The sequence below is a fragment of the Cognatishimia sp. 1_MG-2023 genome (genome assembly GCF_030548175.1).
Taxonomy (GTDB): domain Bacteria; phylum Pseudomonadota; class Alphaproteobacteria; order Rhodobacterales; family Rhodobacteraceae; genus Cognatishimia.
Window position 1 is genome coordinate 418,055 of record NZ_JAUORX010000002.1, and the last position, 19,091, is coordinate 437,145.

Sequence of the window (19,091 nt, forward strand, 5' to 3'; positions counted from 1 at the left end):
GGGGGTGTTGGCCGTCAGGCTGGTATGCATTTTGCTACATAATTGCTCCCACGATCTCGCAACGAATTTTGGCGCGCAGGCGTAAAGTCCGTTCTGAGCGCAAGGAGACGGTTGCTGCAAAAACATGGATAGCCACATTTCTAGACTTTGGCCAAATATGCAGATCGGATAGCTGCTTTCATCGCGTCTTGCGGTCCTGTGTCGCGTGACCCGCTTGACGCCATCACCAGCTTTGAGGTTGGTGTACTGCCGAAGCCAAGGCCGTTGCTCACGACTGACAGACCAGAGTGCAAGGATGAGCGGCCCAGTAGGCCAACTGCGATCCCGGCTTCGACTGCTGCGATGACGCCTGCAACGCTTTGACTGGAATAGACGATGCGGTATGGCTTTCCGCTGGCTTTAAGGGAACTAATCGCAGCGTCGCGCCACCAACAGGCGTGGTCGAACAAGGCCACAGGCAGGCAATCAACGGTCAGAAATTCCTGATGCGCAGAGGACACCCAGCATGTTGGGTCTTCTATCAGCACTTCTTCATGTTCTTTCGGACATTCCACCTCATAAATTGCGAGGTCGAGTGTTCCCTTGTCTAGCGCGTCAGGGAATTGGGCGCTTAACGCACAGGTTACATCCAACTCGACTTTGGGGTGGTGGCGGGTGAAAGATGCGATGATCTCTACCAGCTTGGCCCGGCCGTGATCGTCAGGGATACCTACGCGTAGTTTGCCAGTTACAGTCTGTTGGGAGATGTCTTGCAGCACGGTGTCGAGGCGCGCGGTGATTTCGAGGGCTACGGGCAGCAACTGGCGGCCAGTGTCGCTTAGGACAACGCCGCGCCCGTGCCGTTCAAAGACGGGTTGCCCAAGGATAGCTTCGAGGCGCTTGATCTGAAGACTGGTGGCAGATTGAGAGCGATGGATGCGCGCTGCGCCATCTGTGACGCTGCCTGCTTCAGTTACGGCGACGAAGGTACGTAGCAAATCACTGTCGAGATTGACCATTCGTTTTCCCGATATCAGAAATTGAAGGTATTCGTTTCACAGATGGCATGCCTGCCGGTACTCTTCAAGGCTAGAGGAGTATCCGATGTCTGATCAGACAGTTGCCCGCCGACTATCTAACAAGAAACCCGTATTGTGGGGAATGTGCCTATTCGTGTTGATAGGCATGTGCATTGTATGGCCAGAGCACTCTGTGCAGGCTGCTAAGTTTGTTCTTTGGGGGCTGGTTGTTGTAACTCCCATCGTCGTTCCGGGCATTTTTCTGGCTGCGTGGATCATTGCAAGCGGAGCAGATGCACACATTGCCGACGCGTTCGAGGGCAAGACGATGAGAACGGTGGCGGTGGCCTCTTTGATTGGCGCGATTACTCCGGTTTGTGGCGTGACGGTTTTGCCATTGATGGCTGGGCTTTTAGCAGCGGGCGTTCCGCTTGCCCCGATCATGGCATTCTGGTTGTCGTCCCCGATCACGGACCCAGCCATGCTTGCGACGACGGCCGCGACCCTTGGCCTGCACTTTGCAATTGGTAAAACGCTTGCGGCCTTCGGCTTGGGGGTCTTTGGCGGTGGGATCACTACACTGTTTGCCAAGACCTCTTGGGCGCTGAATGCGCTTCGCGACAACGGGCTGGCGCGCCAACTCAGCGCGGAACGTTGCGGAGCGGTTCAAACATTCGAGCCTTGGATTTGGAGATCGGGGGCACGTCGGCGGGCTTTTCGTACTCAGTTTTGGGCAACAACGCGGCTCATCCTGATTTGCTTGGTCCCAGCATTCACAGCCGAGTATGCGTTGAATGCTGCGCTTACGCCGGGATTGCTTGGCGCCTATCTGGGGGAGGGCCAGTGGTGGGCCATACCTGCGGCCGTTTTTGTTGGCGCACCGGCCTATATTGATGGCTACGCAGCGCTTCCCTTGACGCGTGGCTTGATTGAAAATGGCATGTCTGAAGGTGCCGCCATGGCCTTTTTGATCTCCGGTGGTGTTGTCAGTATCTGGGGAGCCCTGGCCATTGCCCCGGTCCTGAAGTTGAGACCTTTTTTGCTTTACCTTGCTTTGGCTGTTCTGGGTTCGTTGGCCGCGGGATATGCATTTGAGTGGGCCGTCTAGAAGGCGGCAGCTAGCGAGAGTGGAGATGGGCGCACGCGTTGCGGCGGGGAGGCTAATGTTTGGCTGCTATGACGTACGCACCAGTTTCCATTTGTTAGCACTTTGGCCGGAAGGTGGGTGCTCGGGTGAAGCGATTGGGGCGGTATGTTCGAGCAGGAATGGATAGCGGCAAGCGTTTTGCGGGACAATCTGTCCAAGACCCTTGCTGAGGTGGCACACAGCGATCGGCGTTTGTTGATCACTTGGCGAGGGGCTCCGGCGGCGGCGTTGGTGTCTTTGTCGGATTTGAAACTGTTGGAAGAGTTTCATCGGGACTCGGCTGAACAGCGGGAGTTGCGGCATCAAATGCATATGGAGCGGTTCCGGCGTGCGCAGGCTTTGGAACGTGGCAGTTTGATTGGTTAGGCTTGCGTGGTTGACCGGCGCTGGTTAGGCTTTTGGCATGTTAGTTGTGATTGGAAGAAATCCGGGCCATCCCTTTGCGAAGGCCTATGTTTGGTGGCCTCCGCCCGCGGTGTGAGCTGCATCCATTTTCCATGACATTCTAACGGAGCATTTCATGCAACCGACACTGACTGTGGGCGCAACGCGCCTTGATCTGCGATGGCCTGATGGCATCACGGGCAACTATCCTTTTATCTGGCTGCGAGACACGGACCCGAGTGGCTTTCACCCCAAGACTGGCGAGCGGGTGTTTGAGCTGACTTCTGTGCCCTTGGACATTGTGCCTACTGCTGTGGCGTTGAGCGACGAGCATCTGTTGGTCACATGGCCCGGGGCGGCGGAGCCAAGCGCGTTTGATCTGGAGTGGATCAAGGCGCATCGTCCGGGGCAGCGTCGGGAGGATCCAGCGGATTTGCCGTTTCAGTTATGGCGCGCGGCGGATGGGGCTGCGGGTGTGCCGCGGTTTGAGGCGGATGATCTGGATGATCCGGCGGAGTTTTTGCGGTGGCTCAAGGCAACCAAGCAATATGGGTTGTCGATTGTTCAGGGCATGGCTGACATGACGGCGGCGGGCACGGATATTGCGCGCCGGGTGGGGCATTTGCGGGAGACGAATTTTGGGCTGACGTTTGAGGTGATGTCCAAGCCTGATCCGAATAATCTGGCCTATACGTCTGACGCTTTGCCGTTGCACACGGATTTGCCGAACCAAGAGCTGCCGCCGGGGTTTCAGTTTTTGCATTGTCTGGCGAATGAAGCTGAGGGCGGCGGATCGACGTTTTGCGATGCGCGGGCTGTGGCCGAGGATTTGCGCGCGCTTGATCCAGAGGCGTTTGAGGTTTTGTCTACTGTCGCTGTGCCGTTTCGGTTTCAGGATGGGACTGCTGATTTGCGTAGTCGCAAGACGATGATCGTTTTAGATGATCAAGGGCGGGTGGTTGAGGTTTGTATCAATGCCCATATTGCCGACATTGTGGATTTACCTGCCGATCAGATGGAGGCGTTTTATCGGGCCTATCGTCAGTTGATGATGATGACGCGCGGGGCAGATTACACGATCTCGCTAAAGCTACAGGCGGGCGAGATGGTGGTGTTTAACAACCGCGCGGTGCTCCATGGGCGCGAGGCCTTTGACCCGCAAACGGGGCGGCGGCATTTGCACGGTTGTTATGTGGACCGGGGCGAATGGGATAGCCGCATTCGCGTGATGTCGCGTTAGGCTTTGTAATAGACAGTGGCCGCGCCTGCCTGCATTTCAGGTTGGGCGCGGTCGTAGCGCAGGTAGGCGAGGGCTTGGTCGCCTGCGCGGCTATGGAGCGTGCCGACAGGTTTGCCGTTTGCGGTGATGGCGGTGCCCGGTTCTGCGTCACCTTGGATTGTGACGGTGGCGAGGCCTTTGCGCAGTTCGGTTTTGTGCTTCATACGGGCGGTGACCTCTTGGCCGACGTAGCAGCCTTTGCGGAAATCAACGCCGTTGATGCGTTCAAACCCCATTTCGAGGATGTAGCTGTCTGGTGTTAGCTCGATGCCGGTTTGTGGCACTTGAGCTGCGATGTGGAGGGCTGTCCAATCGGTGGAATCACTTTGTGCCGGTGTGTCGCGGTAGGCGCGCCAGCCGAGGGAGGCGTCGCGGGGATCTTGCAAGCCGTCGCTGGGCAGATCGCCGAGGCCTTGGTGCACATGCAGGGCGCTGTCAGTGATGGCGACGTCGGCGCGCAGTTTGTACATGGTCAGGCGCATTTTTAGCATGTCGCCGAGGCTGGCATCCACGTCCAGCAGGATGGCATCCCCTTGGCGGGATAGGAAAAAATCGGCCAGATATTTGCCTTGGGGGGTTAGGATAGCCGCATAGACCAACCCGTCGTCCAGCTTTTTCAGGTCATTGGTGATCAGGCCTTGCAAGAAGGTCTCTGCATCGGATCCAGTGATTTCGAACAGCGCGCGTGGGTGGGTCATGGGTTGGTCCTGTAAATTCATATCTTGTTAATATAGATAGGTGCGAGCCGTGCAACAGGGGGACATGTTATGCGCGCACCGCTTTCCGTCGTAATTCCGACGTTGAATGCAGAAATAGGGCTGGCGACATCCTTGCCTGCGCTGATGGAAGGGCTATCATCTGGGGTCATTCGAGAGGTTATCTTCTCGGACGGTGGATCTGTGGATGGGACCAAGTTGATGGCCGAGGATTCGGGGGCTGTGTTTGTGACGGGGCCTGCATCGCGTGGTGGTCAGTTGCGGCGCGGGGCCGAGGCGGCGGCCGGAGAATGGTTGTTGTTTCTGCACGCGGATACTGTTTTGTCGCCGGGTTGGAGTGCCGCTGTGGAGGCGCATTTGCCGAGCGCGCAGCCGGGCTATGGGCGGTTGCAGTTTGCGGGTGGCGGTTTTGCTGGGCGTTTGGTGGCTGGCTGGGCGAACCTACGGTCGCGGGTGTTTGGCTTGCCTTATGGCGATCAAAGCCTGTTGATCCCGCGTTCTTTGTACAAACAGGCCGGCGGGTATCGCGATATTCCGTTGATGGAAGATGTGGCGATGGCGCGGGTTTTGAGGGGGCGGTTGCACGCCTTGCCCTATGTGGCGATGACAAGTGCCGAACGCTATCAGCGCAATGGCTGGTTGCGACGCGGGAGCCGCAACCTTTGGACTTTGATCCGGTTCTTCTTTGGCGTGTCGCCAGAGCGTTTGGCGGCTGACTACCGCCGCTGATCAGACCTTTGGCAGGCGTGTGAACAGACGACTCCAGAAGCCTTTTTGAGCTTTAGGCGCGTTGAGTGCGGGAACATTGGTTTGACGTGCGGCTTGTTCTGCAGTTGGGCCGCTGGTTGCGAATTGCAGGTTGTACAATTCCGCATAAGCACCGTTTTGGGCCAAGAGTTCGTCGTGACGGCCTTCTTCGACAACGCGGCCTTTGTCCATCACCACGATTTTATCCGCTTCGCGCACGGTCGATAGACGGTGTGCGATGACAAGCGTTGTGTGGTCTTTGGACAGCTTATCCAAGGCGTCTTGGACGAGGACTTCGGATTGGGCGTCTAGCGCGCTGGTGGCTTCGTCCAGCAGCAAGAAAGGCGTATTACGCAGAAGGGCGCGGGCGATGACAACGCGCTGACGCTGACCGCCAGACAAGCCGCTGCCGCGTGGGCCAACACGTGTGTCGAGACCTTCGGGCATTTTACGTACGAAGTCGCTGACGTGGGCGGCATCAAGCACAGCCATCAGTTGCTTTTCGGTGACTTGATCGCGGCCCAGCAAGACGTTCTCGCGTAGGCTTTCGTCAAACAGCATGGCGTCTTGGGACACGACGGAAAAGAGATCGCGTAGTTTGTCGAGGTTGAGCTGATTGGTGGCGGTGCCGCCAATGGTAACGCTGCCGGATTGTGGATCAACGAGCCGTGTTAAGACGTTGAAGATGGTCGATTTCCCAGCGCCCGAGGCCCCAACAATGGCGGTGGTTTCGCCCGCTTTGGCGGTGAAGCTGGTGCCGTCGAGGACTTTGGATTCGCCATAAGACAGATGCACGTCCTCTAGAACGATGTCGGCGGCACCGGTTGGGATTGGTTTTGGCTTGGCCGGGCTTTGCAGCGTTGGCTCTGCGTCGAGCAGCTCTTTGAGACGTTCGATGCTGGCCGCTGCAATCTGCCATTGGCCACTGACCGCGCCGAGGCGGCGTAGGGGTTCAAAGGCAAAGCCGAGGGCGGTGAAGAAGGTCATGAACTGACCCACGGTTTTTTCGCCTGCGATGATCTCGCCGCCGCCATAGACCAGAACACCCAGAAAGCCGAGACCTGCCATGATGTCGATCAGGCCGGGAATGGTGGCGGCACCTGCGGCTGAGCGGACTTCGGTTTTGACAAGCGAATTGGTGAGGCTGCGGAACTGTTCGGATTGATAATCTTCAAGGCGGTTGAGTTTAACCGCGACGATGCCGTGGAAGATTTCGTCAAGCCGAGTGGCAAGACGCGCGCCCAGATCGCGTGCTTCGCGGGCGCGGCGGCGGACGAATTTTTGCACCAATACAGAAGGTAGAACGAGAACAGGCGTGCCGATGCAGGCCACCAAGGTCCAACGCCAATCAACAGAGACCGCCACAGACATCAGGACAATCAATGAAATCGCATCACGTCCGGCGCCGGTGATGATTGTGCTCCAGACTGTATTGATCTGCATGACGTCAGATTGCAGACGTTGGATCAGATAGCCGGGAGGATGGGTTTGGTGGAACGCATTGTCCTGCCGCATCAAGCGGTCCAGCAGCCGTGTGCGCAGATCGGCTGCGGTTTTTTGCGAAATCTGGGTCAGGATGACCTTTTGCGCGATAGAGGCCAGCGCGCGTGAGATAAAGATCGTCATGATCACAACGCCGACCCACCAAAGCGCATCTGCTTGGCCATCAGTAAAGACGCTGTCAAACATCGGCTGCATCATCCAACTGAGCGCGCCCAGCATGGAGCCTTCGACGGTCATGAAGAGCAGGGCCAATATCAGCAGAAGAATGTGCTTGGACAAGAAATTGCGCCAGAGCCAGCCGATCAGTTTTGGATTGGGCTTGGCTGGAACCTGTGCGGGCGTGTCACTGTTGTTTGTCACGAGAGTGTCGACATCCTGTATTTGAACGCCTGCGGGGACGTTACCTGATGGTAGGCTGTGTTGCGCTGATCTTCAAACGCGATTTTCTAAGCGCCTCGTGTAGTCTGGCTGGGGATTGGTCGCAAGGGCGCGTTGCGTGGCGCAGGCAGGCCGGGGCGCTGCCCCGGACCCCGAGGTATTTGGATCAAGAAAAAGCAGGGCTTAGGTCGCGAGGCGGGAAATGCCGGTGTTTAGGAAAAGCGCGAGCAGAAAGACAGGTACCAAGCCCCAGAGCGCCCAGATGGCGGTGAATATCCACATCAGATTGACGAAGCCCATCACGAGCGCGGCTGTGGTGTAATCTGGTGCGGGCTGGCTGTGGCGTGTCATGCGGCTCTCCTTAATGGGAGGATAGCGCATTTTTGGAATTTGACGAAATCAGGGGTTTGTGAGTTTTTGTTGCGCCAGCCCGTTTGCTTGAGGGTAGGGCTGGCGCAGGGATTGGTTTAGGCCGCCGCGGTGGCTTCGATTTCAAACATCAGCCCGGGGATGGCTAAGCGGGTGACGCCCAGCAATGTCATTGGTGGCGCGGATTGGAGGGGGCCAAAGCGCATGCCGAATAGATCAAAGTGCTTTAGCGCCTCGTCGACATCGGTGGCGTAGATGCCAAGGCGGATGATGTTTTCTAGGCCCATATCGGCGCCTTTTAGGACGGTTTCCAAATTGTCCAACGCCAGCGCGATCTGGCCACGCATATCGCCGATGTGCTGTGGGGCACCGTTTTCGTCGACAGCGGTTTGACCTGCGCAGATGACTTGGCAGGTTTGGCCTTGGATGATCTCAGCTTGATTGTAGCCGAGTTTCAAAGACCAGTCCCATGGGTTTACAGCAGTACGTTGCATTGTTGGAATCTCCTTGTTTGTGTTGCTGTCTGCTGTGTAGGATTTAAAGGTGCCAAAATTTGTCACCAAATGCGTTATGGTGGAAAAATGAATATTCGACACCGACATGACACCATCGTGCGCAATCTGCGGCGTAATGGGAGCGCTACGATTGATGCATTGGCGCATGAGGTTGGGGCCTCTCGGCGCACGGTGTTGCGCGATATTAGTGCGCTGCGGGATCAGGGGTTTGTGATCCATTCCGAAAGCGGGCGTGGGGGCGGGGTACAGTTGGATCCACAATCCATGCAAACCACTGCGCGGCTTTCAGTGTCAGAGGTGTTTGCGCTGTTGATCAGCGTGGCAGCGATGCGAGCGGGGCAGAACCTGCCGTTTTCTGATCTGGCGGATGCGGGATTGGCGAAGATCGAGAAGTCTTTGCCATCGGATAAGGTGCGGGATTTGCGGCGGTTTTTAGACTGTTTGCATATTGGGCAATTGTCACCAAAACAGGATTTGTCAGATCTAGGGCAGATTGATCCGCACTTGTTGCCTGCCTTTGAAACCGCTTTTTTGCAGCGGTGTCATCTGCGGTTTGATTATCGCGATGCCAAGGGCATGCGAACCAACCGCGAGGTCGAGCCGCAGGCGATGCTGATATTGCAACCGCTTTGGTATTTGGTGAGCTGGGACCCCACGCGGGAGGATTTCCGCCATTTCCGCATGGACCGGATTAGCAATCCGGTCTGCGTTGTTGATCGGCGCTTTCGCTGGCGGCATGTGCCGTTTGAGGACGATGTTTGCCCCTATAAGGATTTGCCCTGAAGGGTTTTGAGAGCTTGGGGCAGGGCTTCTGCAAAGGTCTGCATGTCTTTGGCCGTGCCGCAGCTGACACGGATGCAGCGGTTTTGCGGGGCGACAAAGGGCATACGGATAAAGACGCCTAAGGTGGCGAGCTCTTGCACAAGGGCCTTGGCAAAAGTGCCATCGCGGTGGGTGTCGATGGTGACGAAGTTGGTCGCAGATGGAATGGCGGTAAGGCCGTTATCTTTCGCAATTTGGGCAAGGGTGGCGCGGGATGTGGCTACGTTCTCGCGGGTTTGGGTGAGCCAGGCCTCATCTTGCAAAGCGGCAAGCGCGCCGGCCTGACTGGCGCGGTTCACGCCGAAATGCAGGCGGATTTTGTCAAAGGCTTTGATGAGGGGGGCTGCGGCCATGGCGTAGCCGATGCGCGCGCCCGCAAGGCCATAGCCCTTGGAAAAGGTGCGCATGCGGATCACGTTGGGATGGTCGACATCATATTCGGCGGCTGTGCCTTTTGGGGCGAGTTCGACATAGGCTTCGTCTAGGATCAGGAGGCAGCCGTCTGGGATGTTATCCAGTTGCGCGGCTATTTCAGCGCCTGTGTGCCATGTGCCCATCGGGTTATCTGGGTTGGCGATATAGATCATTTTGGCGTCGGTCTCGTGGGCCTTGGCGATCAGAGACGGCAGGTCTTCGTGGTCATCGACAAAAGGCACGGTGTGAATGGTGCCGCCATGGCCCGCGACATGGTAGTTTAGCGTGGGATAAGCGCCTGCAGAGGTGACGATGCTGTCCCCTGTGGTGATCAGCAGCCGCACAAGATCGCCAAGTAGCCCATCGATGCCTTCGCCGATCAGGATATTGTTGATGCTGACCTTGTGGCGGGCGGCAAGGGCGGTGCGCAGATCAAAGCTTTCGGAATCGGCATACATCCAAATGTCTTTGGCGGCCTCTTGCAGGGCAGTGATGGCTTTGGGGCTGGGGCCAAAGCCGTTTTCATTGGCACCAAGGCGGGCCTTGAACGGATGCCCAACCGCACGTTCGTGCCGTTCTGGTCCCACAAAAGGCGAGTCAGAGGAAAGGGATTGCACAAGCGGGGTGTAGCGTGGACCGGTCATGTCGGGAAAGTGGCCCAATGGTTTGATCGATACAAGCGTAAATGCCGTATTGGGGTTTGCTTTCGTAATCACCTCTATTATTCTTACGGTTGTAATTGAGATCAATGAAATTAGTATGTGGCGAAAATTTATTGGGTTCAGCGCTTTAGCTGGTGTTTTTATTGGTGGCGCGGCGCTGCTACCTGTGGAAAGCGATACAGATCGCCGCTTTGAAGGACTAGGCGATATCCGGGTGTTTTCAGAGCCGCAAGCCTCTGAAGTTAGTGCTTTTTTGATTTACCCCTATGGGGAAGGGGCAAACCCCTTTGCCGAAGGCTTAATGCATTATGTCGAGCACCTAGTTGCTGCGTCAGTGTGGGATGTGGGCGGTGAGGACGCAATGCGTCACTCGAATGCTTGGACCAATCAGTTTTCGACCGGTTATTGGGGAAAGGGACAGTCCCAAGATTTGCCAGATATCTTGCAAGCGCTGGTGCAGTCCGCTGCGCCGTTCGACATGGCCCCAGAGTTTGCGAGCAGTGAGCGCAAGATTGTGCAGCGCGAATATGATTTTCGAAATTTTGGTCAGGCTATGACCGTCATCAATCGCGAGATTGAGGACAAGCTGTATGGGAACCAAGCGTGGTCAAGATCAGTGATCGGAACACCGCAGGATATTGCGCAGTTTTCTTATGAGGATGCTGTGGTGTTACATCAGCGGTCGCATCGCTTGGAGGATGCGGTTCTATTGCTGTTTGGCGATGTTTCAAAGGGCGATGTATTTGATGCACTAGAGGCGATTTCCACGCCAAGTGCTGCGGCTGTTTCTGCGTTGGACCCCGTGGATTGGTCGATTGAGGTTACGCCGATGCGACAACACGCTGGGCAATCTTTGAAAGGGGATGCTGGCCCCGATGTGATCTACCGCAAGATCGTGCAGACTTCTGTATGCGGTCAGGATTTTGCCTGCGACGTCCGGCTGGGGTTGTTGGAGAATATTTTGGATTCTGCGATGGAGGGCGGCATCGCGGGCCCCCTGCGCTTTGACGCGTTTTTGGCGCAGTCTTTTCGCTTTCACTTAGCTCATTTGGGCCAGGGGCAAGTTGAGATTTCGTTTAGCGCGTCATTGGATGAGGGGGTGTCGCGAAAAGAGCTGTTATCGACCTTTGAAAGCATTCTCGAAGATCGGCTGACATCCGGGTTCTTGGTAGAAAGTTTTGAGCGGGTGAAGAAACGGGGCCTGTTGGGGGCTAACGACAAGCTTTTTTCCGCAAAGCAGAAATTTGATGCAGCCCTGTCTTGGGCGCAGTCTGGAATGCCAATCCCGGGGCTTTTGGCCGAAAACAGGGTTTATGATGCCATTACATTAGAAGAGTTAAATGGCCTAGCGCGTGAATTAGCTGCGCCGGGCCGTGTTGTTGTTCGAAATTTATATTAACGCGAAAGATATATGATGAAGACGTTGATTTTAGGCGTAGCACTTTGCGCTTTGGTTGCTTGCAAAGATCCAGCAAAGGAAGTGGTTCAAGTAACCAGCCCGGCAGGGCATTCGTTTTCCTTGCTGCCCATCTTTGATGAGGGTGTGACGGATATTACTGTGAATATTGCCTGGCCCACGGATTGGGCGCATCGGGCGGATGTGAACCCGTTTGTGCCCTATGTTGGGGCGGAAGCGATTATGAGCGACGGCACGCAAACCAAACCAGCCCAAGAGGTGATGGAGGCGTTTAACGATAAAAATGCGCGCGGGCGTGTTTATGCAACGGTTGATCATGTTCGGGGGGAGTTGAGCTTTCCTTATGAACATACAGATTATGTGGCCGAAGTGGCGATTGAGGCTTTGAGCGACCCGAAGTATTCGGATGCGTGGCTTGGCCGGATTAAGCAAAAGCTTGGTGATGATCAGGCAGAGGGGCTTAGTCAGGGGCACATGAAAATGTGGAATGCGGTGCGTTATGCGTTCTTGGGGGATAGCCCTGTCTATAATGCTTTAACGCTGCCGGACGTTGCCTTGGCCGAAGACGTTGATCGCGCCATGATGCTTGATTGGCATAAGGCTGTGTTTACAGGCGATGTTGCGGGTATTTCTGTGGCGGGACGGATCACCGCCGAAGATGCGGGCGTGTTGGTGGATCAACTGCTGGAAAAGCTGCCTGAGGGTGGCGATGTAAAGCCACAGCCCGTGTCACTGGATATGCGTCCTGCGAATGTGTTCCTGCACCTGCCTGAAGAGGACAAAACGGTTCTGGGCATGATTGGCCACTTGCCGAACACGACTGATGAAAAAGACTATGTCGATATCTTGGGCATTCAGATGTTGAGCCGGTCAGAGGGGCCAATGTTTCAGGCGGTGCGCGAAGACCTGAGGGCCAGCTATGGCGTGAGTGTTGGCGTCGCCAATTATGACCGCGCCAATCGCATTATGTATATTTATGCAGAGGTCGAAGGTGACAAGCTTGAGCAGACCGTGGATGTGGTGCGTGAGACTTATGAAACGCACCGCACGGCTGCGGACCTGTCAGAGCTAAATCAAGAGCGTGATGCCTATGCGGCCAATGCGCGGAAGCGGTCGGGTTACGTGAATGTCGCGTCACACATGATGATGGAACTTAGCTTGGATGGTCATAACCCGGCTAAGACGTTGTCGATTGCCGATACAATCAATGCACTAACCGCGGATGAGGTTCAGGCGCGCATGACTGCCGTCTTTCCCAAGGCGGAGGATCTGTTTGTGATTGCTGCGGGGCCGGATGCGAGTGCTTGGCCGGGGGCTTGTGTGATTACTTCAATAGAAGAGATTGCAAATTGCCCACGTGGCACCGGATCATAACCATTTGATATCGCAAAAAGAAACGCCCGCCAGATTGGCGGGCGTTTTTGTTTTTCTTGGCCTGATCGCTTAGCTGATTTCGGCGACGCGGGCGAGGGCGGCTTGGAGTTTGGCCTCTTCCTCTTCGCGTGCGGCAAGGTTGGCTTGGGCTTCGGCAACCACATCCGCGGGCGCTGAGGCTGCGAACTTGGGGTTCTTGAGGCGGCCACGTAGACCGCCCAGTTCTTTGGCCAATTTGCCCAGCGATTTCTCGAGGCGGGCCTTTTCGGCGTCTGCGTCGATCACGCCAGCCAGTGGCAGGCCGAAGGTTGCGCCATCAACCGCGACGGTGGCGCAGCCTTTGGGGAATTCATCGACCTTAGTGAAGCTTTCCAAACGCGCCAGTTTGAAGATCAACGATTGGTTGGCCGTAAAGGCCGCATTGTTTTCATCGGTGATTTGGGTCACGACCATTGGGATTTTCGCGCCCGCTGGTACGTTCATTTGTGCGCGGGTGGAGCGGGTGGCCTCAATCGTTTGAATAACCCAGTTCATTTCGTGGTCTGCCGCTGCGTTCACCAGTTCGTCGCCGTAGGTTGGCCATGCTTCGTGCACCAACATACCGTCGCGTTTGGCGGTTTGGCCCCAGAGCTCTTCGGTGATGAACGGCATGATGGGGTGCAGCATGATCATGGATTGATCTAGAACCCAGCCCATTGTGGCGCGGGTTTCGGCTTTGATCGCCTCGTCCTCTGAGGACAGCAGAGGTTTCGCGAATTCGACGTACCAGTCACAGACTTTACCCCAGACAAAGGCATAAAGACCGTTGGCGGCATCGTTGAAGCGGAAAGCATCTAGCGCGTCGTCAACGGTGGCGCGGGCCTTGGCGACCTCGCCGATGATCCATTGGTTCACGGTGGCGGTTGCCTGTGGCACTTCGCGCGATGGTGCGCCATTTGCGTAGACTTCGTTCATCTCGGCAAAGCGGACGGCGTTCCAGATTTTGGTGCCGAAGTTGCGGTAGCCTTCGATGCGTTTCATGTCGAGCTTTAGCACACCACCAAGGGCCGCCATCGCCGCAGATGAGAAGCGCAGCGCGTCAGCGCCGTATTCGTCAACAATATCAAGTGGGTCGACGACGTTGCCGGTGGATTTCGACATCTTCTTGCCTTTGGCATCGCGGACGAGGCCGTGCAGGTAGACGGTATCGAATGGGATTTGATCCACAACAGCCAGCTGCATCATCATCATGCGGGCCACCCAGAAGAACAAGATGTCTTGGCCGGTTATCAGGGTCGAGGTTGGGAAATACTTTTGCATTTCCGGAGTGTCGCCCGGCCAGCCGAGGGTGCCGATTGGCCAGAGGCCAGAAGAGAACCACGTGTCTAGGACGTCTGGGTCGCGGCGAAGCCTGATCGTTAGAGTCTGCTTACCGGATTCTTGGTCATTGTTTACCTTGTATTGCCATTTTCGAGAAAGTTCGATGCGCTCGACAGGGTAAAGAGCCTCTAGCTCAGTGCCTTTCATTAGCTCGCGGAACTCAGCATAATCTTCGTCTGTTATTGGCCAAGTCGGCTCCGGGTCATCCAAAAGTTCTTCAATAATTACTTCTGAATTTGGGTAACTTTCCGAATAGAACTCTACAGCACTTTTGCGGACTTGTTCAAAACTTGAGCCACAGAAATTTTTACTGTCGAGTAATTTTGAATTCCCGATCCGGTTGAGATCAGGCCCATACCAAACCGGAATCTGGTGGCCCCACCATAGCTGACGAGAGATACACCAAGGTTCGATGTTTTCTAGCCAGTGGTAATAGGTTTTTTCACCTGACTCAGGCAGGATTTTCACGTCGCCATTGCGCACAGCGTCCAGCGCTGGGCCGACGATTTTATCTGTTTCGACAAACCATTGGTCGGTCAGCATTGGTTCGATCACAACCTTAGAGCGGTCGCCGAACGGCTGCATAATCGGTTTGTTTTCAACGTAAGGCACGGTCTCGGTGACTTGGGATTCATTGCCCTCGTCATCTTTGACGGTCTTGGTATCGGTCGTCATGACCGCGAGGCCTTCGTCGGTGATTTGGGATACGACCAGTTTACGTGCCTCAAACCGGTCTAGACCGCGCAAATCGTCTGGGATCAAGTTGATCGCGTCGACTTCGTTTTCGGTGAATTCCGCGCCATTGGCGTGGGCTTGTGCTTTGGCGGATTCCTCGGCGTAGGACGCGCCGTCGGCACGCATCGCGCCTTTGGTGTCCATCAGGCGGTACATTGGGATGCCGCCGCGCTTGGCGACTTGGTAGTCGTTAAAGTCATGCGCGCCGGTGATTTTCACCGCACCAGAGCCAAAGTCTTTGTCTGGGTATTCGTCGGTGATGATTGGGATCAGGCGGCGGTGCTCTTTTGGACCAACCGGGATTTCAACCATTTTGCCAACGATGGGGGCGTAGCGTTCGTCAGACGGGTGCACCGCAACCGCGCCGTCGCCCAGCATGGTTTCAGGACGTGTTGTGGCGATAGAGATGTAGTCGCGGGTTTCGCGCAGGGTGACATTGCCCTCTTCATCTTTCTCTAAATACTCATATGTCGCGCCGCCCGCCAATGGGTACTTAAAGTGCCACATGTGACCGGGGGTTTCCACGTTCTCAACCTCTAGGTCCGAGATCGCAGTTTCGAAATGCGGATCCCAGTTCACGAGGCGTTTGCCGCGGTAGATCAGGCCTTTGTTGTACATTTCCACAAAGACTTTGATGACCGCATCGTGGAAGTTGCCGCCAGCTTCATCCGCAGGGGCGCCCGGAGCGCCGGACATGGTGAAGGCGGTGCGCGAGAAATCAGCAGAGGCGCCAAGGCGGCGCAGCTGGTTGATGATGGTGCCGCCGCTTTCGCCTTTCCAGTCCCAGACTTTTTCAAGGAATTTTTCGCGGCCCAGTTCGGTGCGCTTTGGCTCGCCGTTTTCGGCCAGCTTGCGCTCCACCACCATTTGGGTCGCGATGCCCGCGTGGTCGGTGCCCGGCTGCCAGAGGGTGTCAAAGCCCTGCATGCGTTTCCAGCGGATCAAGATGTCTTGCAGTGTGTTGTTGAACGCGTGACCGATGTGCAGAACGCCGGTGACGTTGGGCGGTGGGATCATGATGCAATAGGTGGATGCGCCGGGTTTGGCGTTTGCGCCTGCGGTAAAGCAGCCTGCTTTTTCCCAAGCGTCAAAGAGACGGCTTTCGGCTTCGGCTGCGTTAAATGTCTTTTCCATCGCCATGTGCGTGTTTCCTGCGTGCGGTCATATCAAGTTGCAGCGAGGTTTAGCGAATGGCGCGCCTAAGGGAAAGGTGTTGTTATGCGGTCTGCGCCGGTGGCGCAGGCTTTATTTTTTGTGTTGCGCTTGTGGGGATGTCACGCGCCGCGCGCTCGTGATGTGGATGGAGCGCGGTTGATGCCTTCGGCGAAGGTATTTGGATCAAGAAAAATCAGATGATCGGGATGATTGGAACGCCGCAGGCTGTGAGGGTGGTTAGGGCGATCAGGGCTAAAATTGCTTTGGTCATTGGGCTGCTCTTTGTAAATTGTTTTGCCCATTAGTCTGTCTTAGGTGCTGATATGCAAGGGTAAAGTGGCGGGCCCGCAAACGCAGCCGTGGGGTAATCTCAATCCCGGGGACCTGTATGTACAGGTGGGCGCCAGGTAAGTGGACCAGGATCCAAACAGAGCCAGCTCCCGTGGAATTGCTTAAGGCCACTGGATTGCTACCGGATCACGAGAAGGGCAGAACCCGCCAAGCCCACACATATGCACTGTTGCTTGTGTGGGCAAGGGGCCTGGGTGATTAGTCGGCGTGAATATCAGCGCGCATCCGGGCCATGTGGTCTTCCCAGCCTTTATCAAGCGCGAGGGCGAGGCCGAAGGTTTCCTCGTTCGCGGGCAGGCCGGAATGGGTGAGGTTGAGGCGTGTGCCGCCGGGAACGTCTTGTAATGTCCAGACAACATGGCTGCTGGCGCCATTCATCGGGGCGATGGAAAAGGTCATTTCTAGGCGATCAAAGGGATCGGCCACGGTGGTTTCGCCCCACATCAGTTTTTTGCCGCTTTCGGTGCCGTACATTTCATAGGTTTGGCCTGCGGCGAGGGATTTGGTGGGTTTGTGAAACCAGATCGCCAGTTTGTCGGGGTCTGTGAGGTATTCCCAGACCTGTTCTTTGTTGGCGCGCAGGAGGATGGATTTTGTGAGCGTGGTTGTGTCGGTCATGCTGTGTCCTTTGGGTCGGAGGTGCGATTGATGTCGGCTTCGATGGCGTCGGCGAGGGTGGTGAGTTTTTCATCCCAGAAGAGATCAAAGTAGGTCAGCCAATCGGTGATGGGGGCAAAGCCGTCGGGGAGGAAGGCGTTGAGCTTTTCGCGTCCCTGGGCGGTGACTTGGATAAAGCCGCCTTCGGTCAGGATGGTCAGGTGCTTTTTGACGGCGGCGCGGGTCATGTCGAAGTTTTGGGCGACCTCGGCGATGGTCATGGGCTTTGATTTGAGCAAGGTGAGGATTTCGCGGCGGGTTGGGTCAGCGAGGGCGCGAAAGGCCGCCTGGGGGGCGTTTAGGGTTAGTGTGGTCATGGTGCATCCTGATATGATACCGATTGGTATCCTTTTTATGATACTGTTTGGTATCACGTCAAGCGTCGAAAATGAGGGCTTGAATTTTGTTCATGAATTGTTCACGTTTGAGCTATGGATCAAGATATGCAACCCGGACAACTCTTGGCGCGTGGCGTGAGCCGCCATTTGCGCAGCCACGGCTTTGTTTCTGTTGAGGAATTCGTGCCAGAGCGGGGTAAGCGGGTTGACGTGATGGCGCTGGGGCCAAAGGGCGAGATCTGGGTGATTGAATGCAAATCCAGCCGCGCCGATTTTCAATCTGACAGTAAGTGGCAGGGTTATCTTGAGTGGTGTGATCGGTATTTTTGGGCCGTGGATACCGAGTTTCCGACCGAATTATTGCCCGATGAAACCGGGCTGATCATTGCTGATTCTTATGATGCGGAAATCATTCGGATGGGGCCTGAGGACAAGCTTGCGCCTGCGCGGCGTAAGAAAATCATCCAGAAATTTGCGATGGATGCCGCCCGGCGCTTGCAAAGGTATCGCGACCCTAAGCTTGCGCCGATGCCGGACGACAGCTGATTACTTGGCCATTTGTGCCGCAGTTTGCGCAGCGGCGCGAATTTCTTCGGCGATCTCTTCGGCTTCGTCTGGGGAGAAGTCCATTGGAATCTCCATACCGCCAGCTTCGATGAAAATGCGCACAAAGCCCTGATCTGTTGGACCGATCTGTAAGTTCGCTTCGACGTCGCGTTCGGTGTTGATACCCATGTCGCTCTCCTTGGTTCAGGGGTGCAATATCGTTGATTGCCCTGCCGGGGCAAGGAAATATTACTTGACTCAGTCAAGTAATATCAACCATAGCAGCTGTATGGATTATATTACTCAGATACGTCAGTTTAATCGCGATTACACCGTCAAGCTGGGCCTACTGGACAGCTCTTATCTTGGCTCTGGTTTGACGCTGACACAGGCGCGGGTGCTGCAGGAAATTGCAATCACCGGTGAAAATGGCGCGTCTGCACGCGATATTGCGCTGCGGATTGGCACGGACGAGGGCTATCTGAGCCGCATCCTGTCAAAATTCGTCAAGCAGGGGTGGGTCTCCCGGCAACCCGATGGCGCTGATGCCAGACGTAAAGTGTTAACGATGACCAAAGTCGGGCAGGCGGTTTATGCGCCGCTTGATGCGGCCTCTCGGGAATTGACCCGCGATCTAACGGCGCATTTGTCAGAGCCAGCTCAGGACGCATTATCTGCATCGCTGTCTCAGGTGCAGAGATTGCTGACCAAGCCGGAGCATAGCGATATTACGGTGCGCGGACTGCAAGCGGGCGATCTTGGCTGGATCACAGAGGCCCATGGCCGCCTTTATGCGCAAGACGAAGGATATGATTTGCGGTTCGAGGCGTTGGTTGCCCGAATCCTTGCAGACTATGTGGACGTGCCACATGCGCAAAACCGCGCATTCATTGCCGTTGACACAAGTGGGCAGCGTTTGGGCTGCACTTTTGTGGTTCACGATGACGATGACACAATGCGGCTACGGCTGGTTCTGCTTGAGCCGGTGGCGCGTGGGCGTGGGCTTGGCAAGCGTTTGCTGGCAATGGCGCTAGAGCACGCCAAGGCGAACAACTATAAAAAGATGGTTCTATGGACCCACGAAAGCCACCAGGCGGCCATAGCGCTATATAAGAAAGCCGGATTTTCGCTTGTCTCCTCCGAGGCAGCAGAGGCGTTTGGAAAACAGGTTGTTGATCAGGTCTGGGAAAAATCTCTGATCTAAGACGCTTTTTCTCGCAAAGCT

At 55.9% G+C, this 19,091-nt stretch carries 20 protein-coding genes; 9 read left to right on the forward strand and 11 right to left on the reverse strand.

Annotation, left to right across the window (positions count from 1 at the left end; genetic code table 11):
- Positions 1-140: 140 nt before the first annotated feature.
- The gene (locus Q4544_RS05000) at positions 141-998 is read right to left on the reverse strand and encodes a LysR substrate-binding domain-containing protein (protein ID WP_303504380.1); all 858 of its coding nucleotides are present in this window, start codon (positions 996-998) and stop codon (positions 141-143) included.
- An 85-nt stretch (positions 999-1,083) separates the two neighbouring features.
- Here Q4544_RS05000 and Q4544_RS05005 point away from each other — a divergent pair, with 85 nt between their 5' ends.
- From Q4544_RS05005 to Q4544_RS05015, 3 genes are all read left to right on the forward strand, one after another.
- A complete protein-coding gene (locus Q4544_RS05005; RefSeq protein WP_303504381.1) occupies positions 1,084-2,106 on the forward strand; it encodes a permease in 1,023 nt (340 codons plus the stop codon).
- 144 nt (positions 2,107-2,250) lie between these two features.
- Positions 2,251-2,511: a type II toxin-antitoxin system Phd/YefM family antitoxin gene (locus tag Q4544_RS05010; RefSeq protein ID WP_303504383.1), complete on the forward strand. Its 261-nt coding sequence runs from the start codon at positions 2,251-2,253 to the stop codon at positions 2,509-2,511.
- Between the two features lie 154 nt (positions 2,512-2,665).
- Entirely contained in the window at positions 2,666-3,769 is a 1,104-nt protein-coding gene (locus Q4544_RS05015) for a TauD/TfdA family dioxygenase (RefSeq protein ID WP_303504384.1), read from the forward strand.
- Here the strand turns inward: Q4544_RS05015 and Q4544_RS05020 are convergent.
- Positions 3,766-4,506: a folate-binding protein YgfZ gene (locus Q4544_RS05020; RefSeq protein WP_303504385.1), complete on the reverse strand. Its 741-nt coding sequence runs from the start codon at positions 4,504-4,506 to the stop codon at positions 3,766-3,768. The genes Q4544_RS05015 and Q4544_RS05020 overlap by 4 nt on opposite strands.
- A gap of 69 nt (positions 4,507-4,575) precedes the next feature.
- Here Q4544_RS05020 and Q4544_RS05025 point away from each other — a divergent pair, with 69 nt between their 5' ends.
- Positions 4,576-5,253 (forward strand): TIGR04283 family arsenosugar biosynthesis glycosyltransferase, encoded by a 678-nt coding sequence (locus Q4544_RS05025; RefSeq protein ID WP_303504386.1) that lies wholly within the window; start codon positions 4,576-4,578, stop codon positions 5,251-5,253.
- Here the strand turns inward: Q4544_RS05025 and Q4544_RS05030 are convergent, their stop codons facing one another.
- The 3 genes from Q4544_RS05030 to Q4544_RS05040 form a co-directional block, all read right to left on the reverse strand.
- Complete coding sequence (locus Q4544_RS05030) at positions 5,254-7,134, reverse strand: ABC transporter ATP-binding protein (RefSeq protein ID WP_303504387.1); 1,881 nt, start codon at positions 7,132-7,134, stop codon at positions 5,254-5,256.
- A 201-nt stretch (positions 7,135-7,335) separates the two neighbouring features.
- Positions 7,336-7,503 carry a hypothetical protein gene (locus tag Q4544_RS05035; protein WP_303504388.1) on the reverse strand — a complete coding sequence of 56 codons (168 nt, stop codon included), beginning with the start codon at positions 7,501-7,503 and terminating at the stop codon, positions 7,336-7,338.
- 116 nt (positions 7,504-7,619) lie between these two features.
- On the reverse strand, positions 7,620-8,015 hold the full coding sequence (locus Q4544_RS05040; RefSeq protein ID WP_303504389.1) for a RidA family protein: 396 nt from the start codon (positions 8,013-8,015) through the stop codon (positions 7,620-7,622).
- An 87-nt stretch (positions 8,016-8,102) separates the two neighbouring features.
- On the opposite strand from Q4544_RS05040, the gene Q4544_RS05045 reads away from it, so the two are divergent.
- On the forward strand, positions 8,103-8,819 hold the full coding sequence (locus tag Q4544_RS05045) for a YafY family protein (protein WP_303504390.1): 717 nt from the start codon (positions 8,103-8,105) through the stop codon (positions 8,817-8,819).
- Here the strand turns inward: Q4544_RS05045 and Q4544_RS05050 are convergent.
- Positions 8,801-9,916 (reverse strand): pyridoxal phosphate-dependent aminotransferase, encoded by a 1,116-nt coding sequence (locus Q4544_RS05050; protein ID WP_303504445.1) that lies wholly within the window; start codon positions 9,914-9,916, stop codon positions 8,801-8,803. The genes Q4544_RS05045 and Q4544_RS05050 overlap by 19 nt on opposite strands.
- 115 nt (positions 9,917-10,031) lie before the next feature.
- On the opposite strand from Q4544_RS05050, the gene Q4544_RS05055 reads away from it, so the two are divergent.
- A complete protein-coding gene (locus Q4544_RS05055) occupies positions 10,032-11,333 on the forward strand; it encodes a pitrilysin family protein (protein ID WP_303504392.1) in 1,302 nt (433 codons plus the stop codon).
- 15 nt (positions 11,334-11,348) lie between these two features.
- Complete coding sequence (locus Q4544_RS05060) at positions 11,349-12,725, forward strand: pitrilysin family protein (protein WP_303504393.1); 1,377 nt, start codon at positions 11,349-11,351, stop codon at positions 12,723-12,725.
- A 69-nt stretch (positions 12,726-12,794) separates the two neighbouring features.
- Here the strand turns inward: Q4544_RS05060 and Q4544_RS05065 are convergent, their stop codons facing one another.
- The 4 genes from Q4544_RS05065 to Q4544_RS05080 form a co-directional block, all read right to left on the reverse strand.
- Positions 12,795-15,959: a valine--tRNA ligase gene (locus Q4544_RS05065; RefSeq protein WP_303504394.1), complete on the reverse strand. Its 3,165-nt coding sequence runs from the start codon at positions 15,957-15,959 to the stop codon at positions 12,795-12,797.
- Between the two features lie 134 nt (positions 15,960-16,093).
- Positions 16,094-16,276, reverse strand: a complete 183-nt coding sequence (locus tag Q4544_RS05070; RefSeq protein WP_303504395.1) for a hypothetical protein — start codon at positions 16,274-16,276, stop codon at positions 16,094-16,096.
- A gap of 247 nt (positions 16,277-16,523) precedes the next feature.
- Positions 16,524-16,943, reverse strand: a complete 420-nt coding sequence (locus Q4544_RS05075; RefSeq protein WP_303504396.1) for an SRPBCC domain-containing protein — start codon at positions 16,941-16,943, stop codon at positions 16,524-16,526.
- Complete coding sequence (locus tag Q4544_RS05080; protein WP_303504398.1) at positions 16,940-17,299, reverse strand: helix-turn-helix transcriptional regulator; 360 nt, start codon at positions 17,297-17,299, stop codon at positions 16,940-16,942. The genes Q4544_RS05075 and Q4544_RS05080 overlap by 4 nt, the downstream gene beginning before the upstream one ends.
- Before the next feature lie 114 nt (positions 17,300-17,413).
- Between Q4544_RS05080 and Q4544_RS05085 the strand changes: the two genes are divergently transcribed.
- Positions 17,414-17,866 carry an MmcB family DNA repair protein gene (locus tag Q4544_RS05085; RefSeq protein WP_303504399.1) on the forward strand — a complete coding sequence of 151 codons (453 nt, stop codon included), beginning with the start codon at positions 17,414-17,416 and terminating at the stop codon, positions 17,864-17,866.
- On the opposite strand, the gene Q4544_RS05090 is transcribed toward Q4544_RS05085, so the two are convergent.
- The gene (locus Q4544_RS05090) at positions 17,867-18,055 is read right to left on the reverse strand and encodes a DUF6324 family protein (RefSeq protein ID WP_303504400.1); all 189 of its coding nucleotides are present in this window, start codon (positions 18,053-18,055) and stop codon (positions 17,867-17,869) included.
- Between the two features lie 100 nt (positions 18,056-18,155).
- Here Q4544_RS05090 and Q4544_RS05095 point away from each other — a divergent pair, with 100 nt between their 5' ends.
- Positions 18,156-19,070 carry a helix-turn-helix domain-containing GNAT family N-acetyltransferase gene (locus Q4544_RS05095; protein WP_303504401.1) on the forward strand — a complete coding sequence of 305 codons (915 nt, stop codon included), beginning with the start codon at positions 18,156-18,158 and terminating at the stop codon, positions 19,068-19,070.
- Positions 19,071-19,091 lie beyond the last annotated feature (21 nt).